We start from the raw sequence: 20,244 nt of genomic DNA, 5'->3' as shown, positions 1-20,244 counted from the left end.
ATTCCTGATTTACAACCGCGAGCGCGCTAGCTTGCTTCGTGCATGTCGAAAATGATCAATTAGCTGACGAGCAAGCGGCGCGGGCGCAAAATGCGATTTGAAGTACTCGCGGCCCGACTCTCCCATGGATTCTCTCGCTTCTTCGGGCATATTTTTGAGCCGCACCATAGCTTCGGACAGACCAAACGAATCTTCTGCCCGAATTGTTATTCCGGCATTGGATTCACGAATGATCTCTGCAGCCTCGCCATCTAAACAGGCCAGAATGGGGCGGCCTGCGGCAAGATAAGTTGGAATCTTGCTGGGTATGGTCAGCCCGAAGGCCGCCGACCGCTTCAATGTGACAAGAAGCGCCGATGACTGCGCCAATATCCTTGGCATCATCTCGGCTGGAAATCGGCCTGCCAATACCACGTTGCTCAAGCGACGCTGCTCGATCTGGGTTCTGAGCCAATCGGATCTGCTGCCGCTGCCCACAAGAACGATGCATATCTCTGGATCTTGAATGTGACTTGCTGCATCCAGCACGGTCTCCAATGCCTGAGCCGTTCCAAGATTACCCGCGAACACGACGTTAAATCCCGCGGGTAGTTTGAGGGATGAACTCTCATGGGATGCGCTCTCCACGAAGGAGTTGTCACCGGGGTTCGGATGATACGCGATTGGCACGTCGTCACCCACAATGGCCTGTATCTTCCCGATAAATCCGCGAGACTGGACAAGTAGAAGGTCAGCGCGCCGATATATGAAACCAGTGAGCCGCTCGACCGCTGCCAGCATCCATCTGTTTTTTATGAAGCCGGTTTCTTCAAGGCTCTCTGGCCACAGGTCCTGCACCCAAATGACGTGAGCTGCTCCCTTGATACGCCGGAAAACGGCGCCCACCAGTCCTTGCAATATGGGCGAGATTGCGTAGACAAAGATGACGTCGTATCGCTTGGTCCGCGTAAGATACGGGCCCAGCAGCCCTCCAAATATTACAAATGAGAGGTAGTTCCATATCCGCCGAATTCCGCCGCCGCGGCCTCGCGGCACCACGGGTACTCGATGAATCAAGTACCCTGAAGGGTGGGTCTCGGTCCCGAAGCCAAAGGCGCTATAGCCCTCGAAAATCTTGCCCTGTGGATAGTTTGGCTGCCCGGCCAAGACCTCAACGTCGCAGCCTTGGTGCCGCAGCGATTCGACAACCTCATTTATCCTGAAACTCTCGGGCCAAAAATGCTGGCTGATCACCAGTACGCGCAATCTCTCCTCGGTCGCGCCGCTTTCTGTCTGCAGACCCTCAGTTGCCGGGTAAATGAAATTCATTGCCGTAGCGAGCGCGTGTTGCTCATTGTCAGGTGAATATCAGGTCCCGCGGTGAATTCTGGTACTGTCGATTGAAGAAGGCGAAGCGCGCCCTCCAAATCCAGTCTATCTATCATACGCTGCATCTCATCGAAGATGCGCTCGATCATCGCCCGCTCGATGGATCGCGCGGACGCTGCCAGGATTCCCGGCGACCCCGTCTCACGCAATGTCTCGTTACTGTCGAACAGTTCTTCGTAGAGTTTCTCTCCGGGACGCAGCCCGGTGTAAGCGATTTGAATGTCGGTGTCCGGACGCAGCCCAGATAGGCGGATGAGGTTCCTCGCCAGGTCAGCAATCTTCACCGGTGAACCCATATCGAGAACAAAGATTCGGCCGCGCTCATTAACGTCGTCCGGATCATGGGCTGCTGCCTGCAGCACCAGCAGGCACGCTTCGGGAATGGTCATGAAAAAACGCACAATGTCCGGGTGGGTCACTGTTACAGGGCCGCCGGCCCTTATCTGCTGTTCAAAGAGCGGAACCACGGATCCGGCTGATCCCAACACGTTGCCAAATCGAACCGTCATGAAGCGCGTGGTGGACGTCTTTTGATCGATATCCATCGCTTGGCAATACATTTCCGCCATACGTTTAGTGGCTCCCATGACGTTAGCAGGGTTTACTGCCTTGTCGGTCGAAACCATGATCATCTTGGAGACTTTCCAGCGCAATGCGGCGTCGGCAACGTTCCGCGTACCGATGGCATTGGTGAAAATGCCCTCGATTGGTTGAGCCTCCACCATCGGCACGTGCTTTAGAGCAGCTGCATGAAAGATCAGATTGGGTGCGTGGGTTTCAACGACGTTGCTGATCGCCTCCCTCTCGCGCACGTTGCACAGCACCGCGTGGATACGTAGGTCAGGATGCTTTTGGCTCAGCTCGGATTTGATGCAATAGAGCGCATACTCATTGGCATCCACGAGAACGAGGCTCAGCGGACTGAGATCCAATACCTGTCGCGCCAGCTCGGACCCGATCGAACCTCCGGCTCCGGTGATCATCACGTTCTTACCGCCAATCATAGCGGTGATTTTCTGCGTGTCTAACCTCACGGGTGCACGCTGCAGGAGATCCTCCAGTTTTATCGGGCTAAGTTGAATCTCCGCATCGATACTCTTCATGTCGAGCAGATTGGGGAGTGCCAGCAACTCCACCTTCTGCTGCGCCGCGACGTCCACCAACTCCTCGAGGCTGGCGTATTGCTGATATTCCTCGCGAGATCGAGTAAGGATTATTGCCTCGGCCCGGCGGCCCCGCGCTTCGAACCGGTCCAATATCTGAGGCAGGTTGCTCAGCGGCCCCACGACCGGAATACCCCGGATCGCTCGCCCTGTTCTTCGGCCGCGTTCGTCGAGAATTGCAAGCACCTCCACAGAGGCACTTTTTCTCTCCTTGATCGTTCTTATGAAAGCCTCGGCATTATCGGTCGCCCCGATGAGAAGAACGTTCTTGGCGCTTCCTTTGGCAACCTTCCCCTTTCTAACATCGTGCCGATTCCGATAGACGCGGTATGCGGCACGCGGCCCGGCCAGAAACACGATCGCGAAGGCCCACGCGATGAGAATGGAAGAACGTGGGATCGAATTCAGACGATCGACCAGAAATTCGATGACCGTGAAGATGGCGAGAGATGCGGTAGTTACGCCGGCGATCGCCAGGAAATCTGACAGCGATGCGTAACGCCATACGCCGCGATTGAGCCCAAGGAAAAAGCCAGTGATGCTGACTATGAATCCGAAGAGTGCCGCAGCTGCAACGAACTTCCAAAAGTTCCCCGAGAAGCCGTCCAACCTCAATGCGAATGACAGCAACAGCGCGGCGGCCCCCATAAGGCCATCGTGCACGAGGGCCAAACCGCGCAATGTCAAGAGCCGCGAGATGACGCGGGGCCTCTTGGACCCGATCTTTGAATGGGCGACTTCAGATTTTTTGAGACCGGAAGGCACTAGGCTTCACCTTGAAGACACGAATGCTTCCGGCCTTTCTCGATCGATATTCGAGACGATCGTCCACGCCCTGTGCGGTTCAGCAGCGACACGTTCTGCGCTTGCCATGGCGTCGGAGATGACAGTGTCCGGCAGGAAGGTCGCATTTTAAAACCAATTGTCCTGATATCTTTCTTCTTACCCAAACATGAGGTCCGGTGCTCCGGTGCTCGGAGAAGTCTGTACCGCACATGGCCTGATCGTCCAATACTTATTTCCAGAAGTGCACCGCGATGACGAGCAGAGGGCGTCAGCGTGGATCATTGTCCGGCTCGCAAGGCACGCAGGGTGCGTGTTCAAATTCTGCCGACGTAAGACCCGGGGCTAAGACAACCCCACACGCCGCTGATGCAGTGTACCACGTATCCGCCAATCGACGCAAAAGACCCTCTCTCATTCGAGTGACGACCTAATATGCGCCCTTGCCGCCACAAGAGTGTGCAGGCCTGGACAAGAAGTGAAGATCATCTGTCGGAATGTTTTCGGTCCTCGGTCGACGCTCGCTCGACACACCGCCGCCTCCCTGCGAGGAGATTGCATCGGGACCGATCAAACCCAGCGCGTTGGCGGCGAACTGGAAATCTTTCGACTGCTGGCGATGCTTGCCATGGCGGCCGGTCCGACCTGAAACGCGAACCGGAACGAACTCCATTCTGTCTGCCACATCGCGTAACTGAAGCCGCCTGCGGCAAAAAATCACTATGGGTGGACCTGCCAAGCCCACCCGAGCCTGCTGGCTTGCATGATTATTTAGTAAAAACTAATAGAATAGCGTCTTTTGCCGCGAATTCGCCCCGATCTTTGAAGAGAGCGGTACTGACGGCGTGCCTGCATGAACTCCACCACCTTGCGGAGAAAACGAAGTCCCCGATGGTCAAGGACAATGCCACAGTAGGCGTCGTGGTGCCGATGTTCAACGCGGAGCGAACCATTCGCTCCACCCTGACCAGCATCTGCCGCCAGAACTACCAGGCACTGGACATTATCGTGGTCGACGATGGATCGACGGATGAGTCCGCATCAATCGTGGCCTTCTGTGCCGATAAAGATCGGCGTATACGCCTCATAAGGCAGTCAAATGGCGGAGTTGCGCACGCTCGCAATCGCGGCGCGGCTTCTACCGACGCGGAATTTCTAGCGTTTGTCGATGCGGATGATCTTTGGGCCCCATCCAAGATCGCATTGCAATTGCGCGCCTTGCTGGAAGGTGGCTCTTCAGCAGGCCTGGCATATTGTTGGTTTGCGCATATCGATGAGGACGGTCGGGTATTCTCGCTGCATAATCACCCCGACGCCCAAGGTCATGTGCTCCAGCGCATGTGCAGACAAAATTTTGTCGGCAATGGAAGTTCGATGCTTGTACGTCGCTCCGCATTCGAGCAAGCGGGACAATTCGATTCGTCCTTGCGGGCCAAGAGCGCACAAGGCTGCGAGGATCTTCTGATGTGCCTCAGAATAGCGGAAAGTTACGAGTTCCGTGTCGTGCCTCAACATCTTGTGGGCTACCGAATGACGAACGTCAACATGTCGAGCGATGTCATGCAGATGCTTCGTTCCTGCGAAATCGTCCTTGCCGAGTTTCGTGAAAAATATCCGCAATTCGGGGGCGATCTCGATGCCCATCTGGTCGACATGATCCATTGGCTTGCCACAAGAGCTTTGATTGAGGGACGGTTTTTCGCGGCCTACGACCTACTGAAGAAGTCCGTCGTCCTGGACCCACGCACCGCGATTTCTGGTCTGCCTGACATCGTAGACGCATATTGCCGGGCCAGGCTGGTTCCTCGCTGGATTAAGCTTCGAGTGAAACGGATGCTAAACAAAGACGCCGAATTTCGGCCTCTTTATAGCGAAATGAGCTGGTGAAAATGTCATCCACTCCAGACGGGCACGTAAATGTGCTGGAGGCAGAACTGCGGGAGATGTTTGGCGTGGATGGCTGCGTAGGTGTCCGCCACGTGGATCTAGACATCCAAGGTGCTCCTGAGGACTGCGATGCCGGCATGATCGTCTTGTGGCGCGGCGGGCTGCCGGTCGGGCATTTGCTCAGGGCGAGCGACGGGGAGTGCCGCATTGCCCCAATTGCGATCGCTCAAGACTCAAGCCCGGCTCCACCGGTTCTGGACCTGCCGAGCGCCAGCGTGGTCATCTGTACGCGCGACAGGCCGAAAGAGCTGCGGCGCTGCCTCTCCTCGCTCCCTCTGCAAACCCTTCCGCCCGCGGAGGTCATTGTGGTCGACAACGCGTCGGCAGGCGGCGAAACGCGCGAGGTAGCGCTCGCTGCCGGCGCAATCTATGTCCGCGAGGACCGACCCGGCTTGGATATTGCCCGAAATCGAGGCGCTGAGCGTGCATCCTCCGAGATCGTTGCCTACACGGACGATGACGTTCTGCTTCATCCGCAATGGCTTGAGCGGCTGGTCACAGCATTTGACAGACCTTCGATCGGCGCGGTGACGGGTCTTGTGCTGCCCGCCGAGATTACCACCGAAGCGCAGCGTTATTTCGAGACATTCTGGAGTTTCGGGCAAGGCTATACACCTCGGATTTTCCGCGCGGCCGATTTTGCCGCCAGCAAGCACGAGGTATTCCCTGCCTGGAAAGTTGGGGCTGGCGCCAGCATGGCGTTCCGGCGCGACGTGTTTGACCACGCCGGGCTGTTTGACGAGCGTCTCGACGTCGGTCAGGCCGGATGTTCTGGAGACTCCGAATATTGGTATCGGCTGCTCGCCAATGGATATGACTGCCGCTACCAGCCCACCTCCGTCGCGTTCCATTTCCACAGGCGGACGATGGAAGGCCTGGCCAAGCAAATCTACTTCTACATGCGCGGTCACTCAGCCGCTTTGCTCGTCCAGCATGAACGGACTGGCGTCAAGGCGAATTTGAGACAGGCCTTCAAATGGAAACCACTCTGGTATCTCGGCAGGGTGCGCAGGAGGATGCTTGGGCGCAAGGTCCCTGAGGATCGTTTCCTTTGGCAGGAAATCGCCGGCTATGTGTCGGGAATCCTGTTCTATCTCCGAACCAGGCGCGGGTAAGACGGCGTGGCGCATCATCCCCTGGTTTCGATCGTGGTGCCTGCGCACAATGCGCAGGTGACGCTGGCGCAGGCGCTCGATTGCCTCCTCGGTCAGGATGTTGCGGATTGGGAGGCGATCGTCGTCGACGACGCCTCCACGGACCGCACCCCCGCGATCATCGCCGGCTATGTGCAACGCGACGCCCGATTTCGGACGTTGAAGTCTTGCGCCCACAGCGCCGCCGGCGCGCGCAACAAGGGGATTTCGACAGCGCGCGGCCGCTGGCTGATGTTCCTGGACGCGGACGACTGGGTGGACGCCGGCTTCCTTGCCAAGATGCTGGCCGCGCTGAAAACCGCGCCCGATGCCGTGGCCGCCTATTGCGGTTCCCGGCGCGTGATGCCCGATGGCGCACTCACCCCGCCGAGCATCGCGACCGAGGTTGCGGTCGAGCCCTTCGAGACATTCGCCCGCCGGTGCGGCATCCGCACGCACGCGCTGCTGATCGATCGGGCGACAATCGTCGAGCTGGGCGGTTTCGATGTGTCGCTGCGCACCTGCGAGGACTGGGATTTGTGGCAGCGCGTCGCACGTCAGGGCAAAAATTGGCTGATGGTCGACGAGCCGCTCGCTTTCTATCGGGCCAGCCCCAACTCGCTCACCCGCAATTCAACGCAGATGCTGGCAGACGCGGAAATCGTCATCGCCCGCGGCTTTTCTGCCGACCCCAGGGTCAAACACCCAGCCCCGGCGCACGCCAATGGGGCGATCCCGGCGCCCGGCCGCACCGCCGCCGAAGCGCTCGCCTGGTTCGCGTTGTGGAATGCCGCGTCGGATTGCGGCAGCGGCTCGCGCCTGACCAACCCGGAGCCCCTGCGCGCGCTCCCCGTGGGGCGTAAGTGGGCGCATGAGGTCGCCAAGGTGATTTTCGACGGCCTGATGGTGGGAAGCCTGTCGGGGCCGGCGCAATTGGCTGCCAGATGGGACAGGTTCGGCGGCCCCTTAAGCAAATTGATCATCGAACTCGGCCAGGTCTGGGACAATCCCGTGGCAGGTCGCCGCGTCCAATATCACCTTGAGCAAATGCTTCTCGACTTCGACGACCTTGCCGCGCCGCGTCCGCTAGCGCGAACGCTAGGGATTCGCGTCGACGCCCGAAATCCGACCTCGACCGAACTGCCGGAAGGGATCGATCAAATCTACGCCTACCTGATGATCGACGGCAAGATCGAGGCTTTGGTGCAGTTCGGCGCACTCGGGAAAGTGACGAGGCGTCATTGGATGGAATTGATCCTGGATCTCGTGCCTCCTCGGAAGATCATACGCGGCCTCTCCGGCCATCGGCGCATGGCGTTCCGCTTCTGGAAGGGCGTTGCGCGGCTGGCGGGCCGATCGCTCGTACCAGCTCTGCAACAGAACGCCGGAGCCGACAAGTCAGACATGCTTGCGGCATCGGCGTTGCTGTCCATGGCGGGACGCCGGTCCGATCAAGACAGCCACTACGGCAGGCTCGCGCGGTTGGCGGCGGAAGCCCAGCAGTTGATGCGCTCGAGCGCCGAAGTTGCGGAGCCTCTTGCAGCGCCGCGTCACGCACCGGCCGACGGTGGGCGCGACAATGATCGCGCCTCGTTCTGGGATCGCCATTTCGCGACCGAGGATCCCTGGAACTACGGTTCGGCCTATGAACAGGAAAAATATGAGCGGCAGCTCGAAATTCTGCCGGCCGGCCCCATCGGCCGGGCGCTCGAGCTGGCCTGCGCGGAAGGCCATTTCACGCGGCAGCTGGCGCCGCGAGTGGGCCATTTGACCGCGACCGACATCTCCGCCGTAGCCATCGAGCGGGCGCGCGCTCGATGCGGCGATCAGCCGAATGTCGAGTTCGGGGTGCTGGATTTCTCTGCCGACACGCTGCCGCGCGAGATGGATCTGATCGTCTGTTCGGAAGTGCTCTACTATTTGGATGATCTCGCCGAATTGCGGCGCGTCGCCAAAAAACTCGTCGAGGCTTTGGCGCCTGGCGGCAGTTTCGTCAGCGCACACGCATTCGTGCTGCGTGACAATTTGGAACGGACGGGCTTCGACTGGAACACATTCGGTGCACAAGCGATCTCGGAGACGCTGGCGGCGACCGAAGGCCTCATGCTCGAGCAATCGATCCAGACCGAGCTCTATCGCATAGACCGCTTCCGCCGCCTTTCACCTGAAGATGTGGCGGCGGAACCTATGATTGATCATGTGCCGATCCGCGCGCCCATCGAAAGGGAGGTCGCGCGAAAAATCGTCTGGGGCGGGGCGCGGGCCTTGCGCCGCGATGTCGCGCGCAGCGAGCGGCGGCAGCGTATCCCCGTCCTCATGTATCATGGCGTCGCCGATGATGGGCCGGCCGCGCTCGCCCGTTTCCGGTTGGCGCCCGCCGCGTTTGCCGAGCAGATGGCGTGGCTGCGCGCCAACGGCTTCCACGCGATCATGTCCGAGCAGCTGGAATGGTTCATCGCCAACCGTCAGCCTTTCGTTGGCCGCCCGGTGCTGATCACGTTCGATGACGGCTTCCAGAACTTTGCCGACCATGCCTGGCCGATCTTGCGCAGGAACGACCTGACCGCGGAAGTGTTCCTGGTGACGGATCTGGTGGGGGACAGTGCCAAGTGGGATGCCGACTGCGGTCCGCCGACGCCGCTCATGGACGCCGGGACGGTGCGGCGCCTCGCCGGCGAGGGTGCGTTCTTCGGAAGCCATATGGCGACGCATCGTGCCATCGACGGTCTGTCGAGCTCCGACCTGGCCGCCGAACTTTTGCGCTCACGCATGTTCATCGAGCGATGGACCGGCCGGCCAACCACGACGTTCGCGGCGCCTTTCTCTGTTACCGACCGGCGGCTTGGCCGGCTGGCCAGGGAGTGCGGCTATCGAACCGGCTTCGGCGGCAGGCACGGGCCGGCGGACCTCGATTGCGATCCGATCGATCTTCCCCGCATCGAGATTCGCGGCGACCGCTCGCTCGATGACTTTGTCGCCATTCTGGAGGCCGCACTCGAATGAACGGTGAACTTGTCAGTGTCATTATCCCCGCGCACAACGCGCAAGATACAATCGACGAGACGCTCCGCAGCGTTCGCTCGCAGTCCCACCGCGCGCTTGAGATTATTGTCGTCGACGACGGTTCACGCGACCAGACTGTCGCCATTGCCCGACGTCACATGGAGATCGACCCGCGAATGCGGCTGATCGAGCAGGCAAACGCCGGCGTGGCCGCTGCTCGCAATACGGGTTGGCAAGCGGCGAGATCCAATCTGATCGCCTTTGTCGATGCCGACGATCTGTGGGCGCCGACCAAGATCGAGCGGCAGCTGGCTGTGTTCGACCGGACAGACGAGAAAGTTGGGCTCGTCTACTGCTGGTATTTGGTGGTCGACGCCCAAGGCAAGGTAACTGATGATCAGCATCGGCCAAACTGGCGAGGCGATGTGCTTGAACGCCTCTTCCACGGCAATTTCGTTGGTAACGGCAGCGCCGCCCTGGTACGCCGGCAGGCATTGATAGACGCCGGCGGTTTCGAGAGCGGACTGCGCGCGGCGGGCGCGCAAGGTTGTGAAGACATCCTCTTCTATTGTCGCGTCGCCGAACGATACCTCTTCGAAGTCGTCGAAGAGCCGCTGGTCGGATATCGTTACCTTCCGGGGAATATGTCAAGCAACATGACGCGCATGCTGCGATCCTGGATGCTTGTGGTGGACGAGATGCTCGGCCGCCACCCGGATGCGGCATCCACGCTGCGTGAGGGGTTGCATTTCTATTCGGTCTGGCTCCTGGAGCGAACGTTGCGCCAGCGGCAACCACGCTATGTGCTTCCGATCCTGTCGCTATTGCTTCGCCATCATCCTGCGATCGCTATGCGGATAATCGTCATCGATTTGCCATGGGTCGGCGCGCATTTGGCCAAGCGCGTCGTGACGAGGCTGGTGCGTGGTCGCCGGCCGATCCGCTCGCAGGTGACCGCGCGCTTCCCGACCGGGGAACTGAAATGAGCGAAGCCAACGGCCCCACACGCCGCGGTGCGGTCCGTGCTTCGTTGCGCGATCTTTCGCAGCTGCTTCGCATCGTTGGAAAGCCGCGCTGGGCGACCCCGGTGCTGCTCGCGCTCGGCTTTCTGTCGTCCTTGGCCGAGACGCTCGGCATCACGCTGATCCTGCTGTTCCTCTATCTGGTGTCCGATCGGATCACGGAAGCAGGAGGTGGCCTTCAGGGTAGAGCGCTGGGCCTGGCAGTCGCCTGGTTCGGTAGTCCCACTCGGCTCGCCGTCGCCATCCTCCTGCTCATCCTCGCGCGGGGAGCACTAGCGCTGGTGTATTCGTTGATAAGCTCCAGCATTGGCGAACGGATCAGCGAACGCGTGCGCAACCTCATCCACCAACAATATCTCAGGGTCGCTTTCGGATCCATCCAGCAGCACGAGCAATCGCAACTCATGGAGGTGCTCGGGACCGAATCGTGGCTGGTCGCGCAGTCCTATGGGGCGGTCACCCGACTCATCATAAATAGCTGCTCGATCTTCGTCTTCGCCGTCTTCCTGCTCATGATCTCCTGGAAGATCCTGCTGATCGCAGCTCTCGGCTCAGTTGCGATCTCCGCGATCTTGCGCATCTTTTCGCGGCCCGCGCGTGACCTGGGGCATCAGGTAAAGAAGATCCATCAATCGCTCGGCGAGCACATGCTGATGACGCTCCAGGCGTTGCGCACCATACGCGCCTATGGACAAGAGGCGCTCCATCAGCGCCGTTTCGTGCAATCGTCAGCGGCCGCGCGCAACGCCTCGTTGTCCATGATCCGCCTTTCGTCGTGGATCGGCCCAACCACCGAGATCGGTTATCTGGGAATGTTGGGCACTATCGTTCTGGTCTCCGGGTGGTGGCACATCAGCTTCGAGGTGACACTGGCCGCTGTCGCGCTGCTGTATCGATTGCAGCCGCATACGCAGGAGTTCGAAAGCAACCTGCTGTTTCTGGCTCAGATGCAGCCACAGCTGCGCTCGGTGTTGGAGATGATCCGCTCCGAGGACAAGGAATATCCATCGCAGGGCACAATCGCGCTCAGGGATTTGAACGCGAGTATCGTCTTCGACCACGTAAGCTTTGGGTATGATCCAAGCACGCCGGTGCTCACCGACCTGTCGCTCGAGATTCCAGCCGGAGTGACTACGGCGCTGATCGGTGCAAGTGGCGCCGGCAAGACCACGATCGTGAATCTCCTTCTGCGGCTATACGAACCGACCTCCGGCGACATCATGATTGACGGTACCCGGCTCGCGGAAATCAGGCGGGACGATTGGCTATCCAAGATCGCCGTGACCGGTCAGGACGTCGACCTCGTCGAGGGCACGGTTACGGAGAACATCCGAATGGCCAAAGCCGATGCGACCGAAGAAGAGATCATTGCCGCCGCCCGCAGTGCCGGTGTCTCGGCATTCGTCGAGGGCCTTCCAGACCGTTATGACACCTGGATCGGACAGGAGGGACTGCGATTTTCCGGTGGCCAACGGCAGCGCATTGGCCTGGCGCGGGCTGTATTGCGCGATCCGGACCTCCTGATCCTCGATGAGGCGATGAACGCACTCGATACCGCGCTCGAGGACCAGGTGCGGCGTGCGATTGGTAGGCAGCTTGGTAGCAGGACAATTTTGCTGATCACGCACCGCATCGACACGGCGCGTGAAGCCGCGAATGTAATTTGGATCGAGAACGGCAGAGTCATCAGCCAAGGGCCTGCCTCACTCGTCGTTCCTCAATATCAACATCGCCAGCACGAAGTGGTACGTGCGTCCGAGGCTGAAAGTGAGGGGCCGTGACGTCCCCGATCGCCAGCGTGTCGGTCCGGCGCGGGGCAATGGAATCGACAGTTTCGGCCGGCGCGGTTGCTCTCTTGATGACGGGCGGGCAGGCCAGCTGGCGGAGTGTCGTACCCATCACAATTCACAATCGGCTACGATACCAAGCCAGTGCCGTCTCGACGATCCTGTCGATTCCAGATTGCTCGGGTGTCCAGCCAAGTTCCCGGTACGCCTTGCCTGCCGCGGCTACGAGCGCTGGCGGGTCACCTGCCCTGCGCGGGCCGTAGACCACCGGAAGGCGTGACCCCGAAGCTCGGTTCACCGCATCGACCAGTTCCTTCACCGTCGTTCCGGTTCCCGTCCCGAGATTGTAGACGTCGACACCCCTGTCGCGGAGAAGCTTCTCCCCTGCCAGGACGTGAGCACGCGCGAGATCGGTGACATGGACATAGTCCCGTACCGCGGTTCCATCGCGGGTATCGAAGTCGGTGCCGTTGACGGTAAAAATCCGGTCCGGCCTGATCGCCGCCTCGATGGCGAGCGGTATGACGTGTGTTTCCGGTTCATGCCGTTCACCGACCTCGCCGTCAGGATCGCATCCGGCCGCGTTGAAATACCGGAGTATGACCGCGTTCAGGCCGTGGGCAGACGACAGATTGTCCACCATCCGTTCTATGATGAATTTCGACCATCCATAGGGATTGATGGGCGACTGCGGATGCATTTCATCGATCGGCGAGCGAACCGGAACGCCATAAGATGCGCAGGTGCTGGAAAAGATGAGCTTGTCGACGCCGGCCTTCAACATTTCCTCGAGCAAGACCAGCGACCCGAAACTGTTGTTTCGGTAATAGAGTTCGGGGTGCTCGACGGACTCGCCCACATAGGCATAGGCGGCGAAATGCGCCACCACATCAGGCCGATATTGTCGTAGCGCCGCCGACACGGTCGCGGCGTCGGAAATATCGCCCTCGACAATCGGCCCCCATTTGACCGCGTCGCGCCAACCGCGCGAGAGATTGTCATATGCGACGACCGACCAGCCGGATTCAGCGAACGCCTTGCAACAGTGCGATCCGATATAGCCGGCCCCGCCGGTAACCAGGACAGTCTTCATTCGGCAGCGGTCGATCGTAAATGTTTCGACGAAACCAAGCTTTCGAAATAGGCGATGGTCTTGGCAAGACCATCGCGCAATGCGGTTTTTGGTCTCCAATTGAGCTCATGCAAGGCGCTCCCGATATCGGGCTGCCGCTGCTTTGGGTCGTCAATTGGCAACGGCGTGAATTTAATCGCCGACCGGCTTCCAGTGATCTCGATCACAAGATTGGCGAGCTCGAGCATCGTAAATTCGACTGGATTGCCAAGATTGATCGGACCGGTAACATCGTCATCGGTCTGCATCAAGCGAACCAGACCGTCGATGAGATCGTCGACATAGCAAAATGAACGTGTTTGCTGGCCCGTCCCGTACACTGTTATCGGCTCGTTCTGTAACGCTTGGACGATGAAGTTGGAAATGACACGGCCGTCGTCCGGACGCATCCTCGGGCCGTATGTGTTGAAGATGCGCGCGACCTTGATCCGCAGCTTGTGCTGGCGCCAATAGTCGAAAAACAGAGTTTCGGCACATCTTTTGCCTTCGTCGTAGCAGGAACGGGGTCCTATCGGGTTTACCCTGCCCCAATAGTCCTCGGTCTGCGGATGAATTTCAGGGTCGCCGTAAACTTCCGACGTGGACGCCTGAAGAATTTTGGCGCGAACGCGCTTGGCCAGCCCCAGCATGTTGATCGCCCCATGGACGCTGGTCTTGGTCGTCTGGACCGGATCGAACTGGTAGTGAACGGGGCTCGCAGGACAGGCAAGATTGTAGATCTCGTCGACCTCAACGTAGAGTGGAAAGGTGACGTCGTGACGAATGATCTCGAAGGACCTGTTGTCGAGGAAATGCGAGACGTTTCTTCGGCTTCCGGTGAAAAAATTGTCGACACATGTAACCTCGTGACCTTCACCAAGCAGTCGCTCGCACAAGAACGATCCCAGAAAACCCGCGCCCCCCGTCACCAGAACTCGTTTCGCCCGCTGCATTTTCGAACCCTTCCGGCCAATTTAGACATCCCTAATAAACTAGCCGGACAGTTGGGCGATTCAACAGCACGCCGCCTTCAATTTACATTACCGACAAGACATCATTGCCGGATGCGCCCGCGCCGAGGCGTATTCCGGGGGTTGAGGATGATGCTCTGCGGCTCGCCTTGCTGGACAACCACGCTGTCTCAGGATCTTGCTGAAACGAGCCGTTTGTTGTCGCTGGCTAACAGCGCATATGCCAGCATTGTCATACGATACTCCCAGCGTCGGGATTCCCGTATTTCTCTGACAGAGGCCACCCTGGGAAAGGGGCGCAGTACGAGGAAATTATCCGTCGATTTCGGTACTCAAGATCGATGACACACCAATACAGTCCGGGAACTGCACACCTGGTACGGTCACGCCATCGGCGCCGCGCCGCGCCGTTCGAGCGCTGTCTTGCGGATGATTTCCGCGATCTCTGGGCTGCTGCTGCACAGCATCTGGAAATCCACCGAGTGCAGCGACAGGAGTGAGACCACCGTTGCGGCGCTGACGGTCGCCGCACGCGGTTCGCCGCTGATCAGCGCCATCTCGCCGAAGAAGGCGCCAGGGCCAAGCTCCACCGGGTTCGGCAGCGCAACGCTGACGCGCCCCTCCACGACGAAGAACATCTGATCACCGCGCTCGCCATTGCGGCAGATCACGGCGCCCGCCGGCAGGACGCGGGGTCTCAACGCGCGCACGATCTCGACTAGCGCGGCCGGGCCGAGCTTCTGAAACAACGGCACGCCGGCGACCAATTGCCAATTACGGACGAAATCCCCGCGACGGACCTCTTGATAGAAGCCGGTGGCAAGAATGCCAGCCCAGAGCGCGAAGATGCCGATGCCACTCATCATGACCACCCCGGCAAGGACGCGGCCGGCGAAGCTTTCCGGAATAGCGTCGCCATAGCCGGTGGTGGACAGCGTGACCACCGCCCACCACATTGCCTGGGGGATGCTGCCGAACTTTGCCGGCTGAATGTCGCGCTCGATGATATAGGCCGCGAGCGCGACGGCGAATAGAACGACGCCGAAGAGCGTGGTGACGCCGATCAGGTTGCGTGCTTCGTTGGCCAGGACCCTGCCCAGCACCGGGAAGAACGTTGAGTCCCGCAGCGGTTTCAGCAGCCAGACAGCACAGTAGAGGCTCCGGTCGGGCGTGCCGACGAGCAGAAATGCGGCGAGTGGAATCAAAACCGCGAGCACATCAATGGCGATTACCGGCGTCCAGTTCCGTACGTCTCCCGCGCGGTGCTTGAGCAGCGTCGCGCCCATTTGCAGGAGATAGGCGCCCCAAATGACAGCAAGCAGGACGGCCAGAGCGAGTCTGCTTCGTCCTGGCATGTCCGGTATCGTGAGCGCAGCCACCGCCAGAAGCCCAGGCGCGGCCAGCACCGCGTTGAGCGGCGCGTAAATTCTCAAGAAAGGCAGTACCGACATTCTGTGCCCACGAGCGGCTGATGCCCGTCAAAATAGAATGTCTTCAAGGCAAGCGCAAAGGCGCTTACTGTCACGCGATGTGCATCACCAACGGTGAACTCACATGTCCGGGATTGCTTCGTGACCGGACGTGAACAGACGGGGTTTTATGTAGGGGCGTTTTGAGCCTCCCACACCGACGCAAGAGAATCGAAAGAGAAAGGCACCAACGCGCCCAACACCGGAGTATTGGGGCTGCTAGGGCACGGCCAATGATCGGCAGGCTGCATTACTGCGCTGACATCTAAGGTTCGCTGTAGTGATTTCAGCGATCCCCAAGCAGTGTCCAGTCAATAGCGGGCACGACGTCCTTCGGAACTGTTCCTCCAGAATTTCTCTATAGCCGACCAGGAACTGCACCAATCCTTTTTGACGGTCAACGGCGCCCGGATCAAAATCTGCTTGGCGAAGCTGGCAAGCCTTCCAGACCGTTGCCGCCCACCGGCAACGGACCTATTCTGTCACACAAGATCGCGAACCGGATGCGAGGCTCATTGCGAAATGTAGTGTTCGGGCGCAGCGTAAATTTTAACGCAACCGAGATTCGTGAAATTTTTGAAAGTTTTTTTTCTAACGTCTATTCACCTGTTTTGCGCTCGCCATGAGGAACAATATGGCTGGAAATGGTAGGGGAAAGGCGATTGGACTTACGGCTCGCGCCTGGCAGGCAGTTTGTGCCGCAGCACGTGGATTCAACTGTACACGGGCTTGGCTCAGCCATTCGCCTTGGGCGATTCGGCATTGTGTCTTTCTCGTTGTCGTCGTTTCCCTTTCGATGATCGCCCTCGGCTGGTGGATCGATCAATACATCTCCGTGGCAGTTGGGGCGACGACCGGTCCGGATGCAGTTCCCGGCAGAACACGCGTGGCCGCAGCAGTCGCTCTCGTTTGGGCCATCATGCTCGGCGCAATCGTTGTAGTCTTCCGGCGCGCCCATAGCCTGCACCACCAAGGAATCGGCCAGCGCATCCATGATGGCCCGGCACAAATGCTCACCTATGCAATACTGCGCCTTGATGAACTCGAAGACATGTTGCGAGACACCGAAGGCAGCGTCCAACCGGTGCCCAGACAGATAATTCAGGATGTGAAGTCGGCGAGCGTCGACGCGCTGAACGATCTCCGGCAGATCTCGCGCCAGCTGGCGTGACAGGCATGAGTCCAGGAAGATACTGACCGGTGGCCCTGCTTTTCTATGCTCCCGGCGCTTGGCGCAGCCATACGAAATCGGACAGCGCTACTCCGCAACCGGCGCCAAAACTGCGCTGGCTTTGCCCGTTGCTTCGCCGGCAATTCCCAAGACACGAAAGAGCTCTTCCCGTTTGAATGGCTTGCTTAGGAAATCGTCCATTCCTGCCCGCAGGCATGCTTCGCGATCGCTGGCATATGCGCTGGCTGTCAAGGCAATGATACGGGCCCGACGACGGTCGGGGGCTGAGGCCGCCTCGATCTCACGGATCCTGGAAGTGGCACGAATTCCGTCGAGCTTCGGCATCGAGCAGTCCATCAAAATTGCGTCAAAACTGGTGTGGCGAACTGCGGCGACCGCCCCCTCTCCATCGCTGGCAACTTGCACAAGGCAGCCAAACTGGCGAAGGGTTTCCTCGAGAAGTCCGCGGACACGCTCATTGTCTTCCGCCAACAGGATGCGTATCGCCGGCCCTGCCGCGGTCAGATTCCGCTTCGGCTCCGGCAAGCTAGGTTCTTCGCGTGCGATGGGGATTGCGGCTGCCGGTTCGATGGCGATGGTGAAGCGGAAGTGAGCGCCATGTGGGTGAGCTTCGCTGACCTGGATGGTTCCGCCGAGCCGTTCGACAAGCTGGCGGCTGATTGCCAGCCCCAGTCCCGACCCGTCCGAATTGGCACCGCGATAGAATTCCTGGAAGATATGCTCGCGATCGCCCTCTGCGATGCCCGAACCCGTGTCCACGACGTCAAAGGCGAGAATGCCGGATACCTCACTACTGACCCGGACGGTCACTCCGCCGGCCGGAGTATGCTTCAGGGCGTTCGCGATCAGGTTCACCAGGATTTGGCGAATGCGCGCCGGATCCGAGCGGTAGCGGGCGGGCGTGTTCGAAGCGCATTCGACAGCGATCGTCAGTCCCTTGCGGTCGGCAACGGCCCGCATCATGTCGCATGTTTCCAACAAAAGCGTCGAAGGCTCGAACTCGACCGAGTTGACGTTCAGCTTGCCGTGTTCGATCGCCGACAGATCAAGCACCTGGTTGACGATGTCGAGCAATGTCTGGCTGGCATGGTCGATGATCTCAAGTTTGGCCTGCGCACGCCTGTCGGGCTGACTGGCGCGTAGCAACTCCGCCGCACCGACTATCGCATGCATAGGCGTCCTGATCTCGTGGCTGACCCGGGCAAGGAACCGGCTTTTGGCGGAACTGGCCTCCTCCGCTACCTTCTTGGCATTGGCCAGCTCGGCCGTGCGCTCCTCGATGCGCAAGGCGAGCTCCCGATTGTGCCTTTCAACCGTCGAGCCTCTATAGGCGAGCCATCGGAGCGCGGCGGCCAGGGCCACGCTCCCCAAAATCAGGATGATGACCTCGGTGCGGAAACGCTCGTTGATCGACTGGACGGCGGGTGATTTCAGGAACACCGCCGTCGGCACCACGGACCAAAGGCTCCATCCTCCCCCGACATCCGGAAAATCGAGCGGCGTCGAGCTACCATAAGCGACGTTGTCGAGACCGGCTTCGGTTCGCGGCGAGACTTGCCTCCAAAGTTGGCCGTCACGGGACCCCCTGTAGAAACCGAGCCTGTCATTGCCTAACGCATAGCCGTCGTTCGGCAGAATTTCGGTAAGGACGTCGGACAGCACGACCGCGGTAACGATGCCTCGCAGTTTTCCGTCAAACCCGAAGAATGGAACCGAATAGACAAGGCCCTTGCGATTGTCGTCATCAGGTGCCGTCGGCGAGTAGTGCGTGTTGTCGCATGTAATGACTTCCCTGCTTGCAATTGCAGGATAGTTCAGATTCGAGATTACGTTGTCGTTGCCATATTTTCTGTTTAGATAGTCGAGCTGGATTTTCATCGCTCGATACTCAAATATTTCTACCTCTTCTACTCTGCTTTTTACGGAAGAGGCTAAGCGCGCCGAGTTCTGATCTGCATTCTTGCCAACTATAAATTCATCGAACGTCATCAACGGTACCTCTGGCGTCGCCCGATCGGCGTCGACGCGGTCCGGATCGAAATTGGCCGGCACTATGTACAGTTCGGAAACCGAGAGGTTTTCCGCCAGATTGTTGTATATCTCCTGGGCGCTTACCCTCGCATCCTCTTGCAAGGAATGGGATTCGGAGCTCAGCGCTCGCACCGTCGGCAAGCGGGCGATCGTGCGAATGCCTTGGTACATCTGGCGAAAACTGGCCTCGATGTTGACCGCGACTGCTCGATTCTTGGCCTGGTTCTCTGCCTGGAACGCCAGCATCGCGGCCTTGATGTCCATTTCCCGCCCAGTGCTGAACTGGAACCAAAGCAGATAGCCGAGCGAGGCCAGCAGGAGGCAGCCACCCAACTCGATCCAGGAGAGACGCGCGTGGCGCATTGATCTCGGTTCCGCCGCAGGGGCTCTCACTCGTTTGCTATCATCCCGCAAGACCTGCACCGCGTAGAAGGCGGTCCTTGACGCGTCAATTGCCCAGAGGCGGATTTACCCCGCGCGACTTTTGCGCCGCAATTACCGCCGAAACACGGTTTGTGACGCCGTACTTCTGCAGAATGCCAGACATGTAATATTTGACCGTCTTTTCGCTGATATCCAGCTTCTCGCCAATCTCTCGATTGGTAAGACCCTCTTCAACGGCTTTCATGATTTGAGCTTCACGGTGGGTAAGCTGATCGATGGAGGACGTCTGCCGGACGTTCATCTGTGCGGCCTGCAGCAGTTTCGTCGCAAATTCAGGCGAGACGAACGACTCGTCGTTCGCCACCGTCCACATCGCCTTCTTGAGGTCCCCGGCGCTCACGCCCTTGAGCACATAGCCTTTGGCACCTGCGTTCAAGGCAGAAATCGCCGTGGCCGCCAAATCACAGACTGTCAGGATCATGCATCGGACGGAAGGCGCCTGGACGACGATGCGCTTTAGCGCCTCCATGCCGCCTCCTGGGATTCCCAGATCGAGAAGCATGATCTGGGGTCGCCACCGTTCGGCGATTTCCAGCGCTTCACGCGCGGTACTGCCTTCGGCAACGAGACTGAAACCCGCCTCGCCTGAAATGACAGCGGCTAGACCGCGTCGAACGATCGGATGATCATCGACAATGGCAATTGAAACTCTCTCCAGATCGCCCACGCCGCTACCCCCAGCGCACAACCCAAGGCGTGTCTCACGCCAGTGAGCCGTCAACCCTGCACAATCCCATCAACACCCTGACCATATGTTAGACTTGACTTAAGTGGATGTCAACGCAGCTAAGGATCGACAAAGATTCGAGGTATTCAGCAA

Annotated in this window: 13 protein-coding genes; 6 read left to right on the top strand and 7 right to left on the bottom strand. The window is 59.3% G+C overall.

From position 1 onward, the window contains the following. Positions 1-9: 9 nt before the first annotated feature. Together FJ934_RS20955 and FJ934_RS20950 are read right to left on the bottom strand one after the other, a co-directional pair. Positions 10-1,308, bottom strand: coding sequence for a glycosyltransferase family 4 protein (locus FJ934_RS20955; protein WP_210241971.1), 1,299 nt, complete (start codon positions 1,306-1,308; stop codon positions 10-12). Next, a complete protein-coding gene (locus FJ934_RS20950; RefSeq protein WP_140611959.1) occupies positions 1,305-3,179 on the bottom strand; it encodes a nucleoside-diphosphate sugar epimerase/dehydratase in 1,875 nt (624 codons plus the stop codon). The genes FJ934_RS20955 and FJ934_RS20950 overlap by 4 nt, the downstream gene beginning before the upstream one ends. A gap of 1,026 nt (positions 3,180-4,205) precedes the next feature. Here FJ934_RS20950 and FJ934_RS20945 point away from each other — a divergent pair. The 5 genes from FJ934_RS20945 to FJ934_RS20925 are packed head-to-tail and all read left to right on the top strand — an operon-like array spanning position 4,206 to position 12,200. Beyond that, positions 4,206-5,201: a glycosyltransferase family A protein gene (locus FJ934_RS20945; protein WP_140611957.1), complete on the top strand. Its 996-nt coding sequence runs from the start codon at positions 4,206-4,208 to the stop codon at positions 5,199-5,201. Positions 5,202-5,203: 2 nt separating this feature from the next. Further along, positions 5,204-6,376 carry a glycosyltransferase gene (locus FJ934_RS20940; protein ID WP_246671581.1) on the top strand — a complete coding sequence of 391 codons (1,173 nt, stop codon included), beginning with the start codon at positions 5,204-5,206 and terminating at the stop codon, positions 6,374-6,376. A gap of 6 nt (positions 6,377-6,382) precedes the next feature. Further along, entirely contained in the window at positions 6,383-9,397 is a 3,015-nt protein-coding gene (locus FJ934_RS20935) for a trifunctional glycosyltransferase/class I SAM-dependent methyltransferase/polysaccharide deacetylase (RefSeq protein WP_140611955.1), read from the top strand. Beyond that, positions 9,394-10,383, top strand: coding sequence for a glycosyltransferase family 2 protein (locus FJ934_RS20930; RefSeq protein WP_140611952.1), 990 nt, complete (start codon positions 9,394-9,396; stop codon positions 10,381-10,383). Before FJ934_RS20935 ends, FJ934_RS20930 begins: the two co-directional genes overlap by 4 nt. Beyond that, positions 10,380-12,200 carry an ABC transporter ATP-binding protein gene (locus FJ934_RS20925; RefSeq protein ID WP_140611950.1) on the top strand — a complete coding sequence of 607 codons (1,821 nt, stop codon included), beginning with the start codon at positions 10,380-10,382 and terminating at the stop codon, positions 12,198-12,200. The genes FJ934_RS20930 and FJ934_RS20925 overlap by 4 nt, the downstream gene beginning before the upstream one ends. Before the next feature lie 124 nt (positions 12,201-12,324). Here FJ934_RS20925 and galE read toward each other — a convergent pair whose 3' ends face one another. From galE to FJ934_RS20910, 3 genes are all read right to left on the bottom strand, one after another. Next, complete coding sequence (galE, locus tag FJ934_RS20920; protein ID WP_140611947.1) at positions 12,325-13,299, bottom strand: UDP-glucose 4-epimerase GalE; 975 nt, start codon at positions 13,297-13,299, stop codon at positions 12,325-12,327. Continuing rightward, positions 13,296-14,270, bottom strand: coding sequence for a UDP-glucuronic acid decarboxylase family protein (locus FJ934_RS20915; protein ID WP_140611945.1), 975 nt, complete (start codon positions 14,268-14,270; stop codon positions 13,296-13,298). Before FJ934_RS20915 ends, galE begins: the two co-directional genes overlap by 4 nt. 401 nt (positions 14,271-14,671) lie before the next feature. After that, the gene (locus FJ934_RS20910) at positions 14,672-15,739 is read right to left on the bottom strand and encodes a cyclic nucleotide-gated potassium channel (RefSeq protein WP_140611942.1); all 1,068 of its coding nucleotides are present in this window, start codon (positions 15,737-15,739) and stop codon (positions 14,672-14,674) included. Positions 15,740-16,553: 814 nt separating this feature from the next. On the opposite strand from FJ934_RS20910, the gene FJ934_RS20905 reads away from it, so the two are divergent. Further along, a complete protein-coding gene (locus FJ934_RS20905) occupies positions 16,554-16,928 on the top strand; it encodes a histidine kinase (RefSeq protein ID WP_181165705.1) in 375 nt (124 codons plus the stop codon). Between the two features lie 87 nt (positions 16,929-17,015). On the opposite strand, the gene FJ934_RS20900 is transcribed toward FJ934_RS20905, so the two are convergent. Both FJ934_RS20900 and FJ934_RS20895 read right to left on the bottom strand, forming a co-directional pair. Further along, on the bottom strand, positions 17,016-19,343 hold the full coding sequence (locus FJ934_RS20900; protein WP_140611937.1) for an ATP-binding protein: 2,328 nt from the start codon (positions 19,341-19,343) through the stop codon (positions 17,016-17,018). 85 nt (positions 19,344-19,428) lie between these two features. Continuing rightward, positions 19,429-20,091 (bottom strand): response regulator transcription factor, encoded by a 663-nt coding sequence (locus tag FJ934_RS20895; RefSeq protein ID WP_181165704.1) that lies wholly within the window; start codon positions 20,089-20,091, stop codon positions 19,429-19,431. Positions 20,092-20,244 lie beyond the last annotated feature (153 nt).

Source organism: Mesorhizobium sp. B2-4-12, from assembly GCF_006441575.1.
Classification (GTDB): Bacteria; Pseudomonadota; Alphaproteobacteria; order Rhizobiales; family Rhizobiaceae; genus Mesorhizobium.
This window is presented reverse-complemented; position numbering and strand designations above follow the sequence as displayed.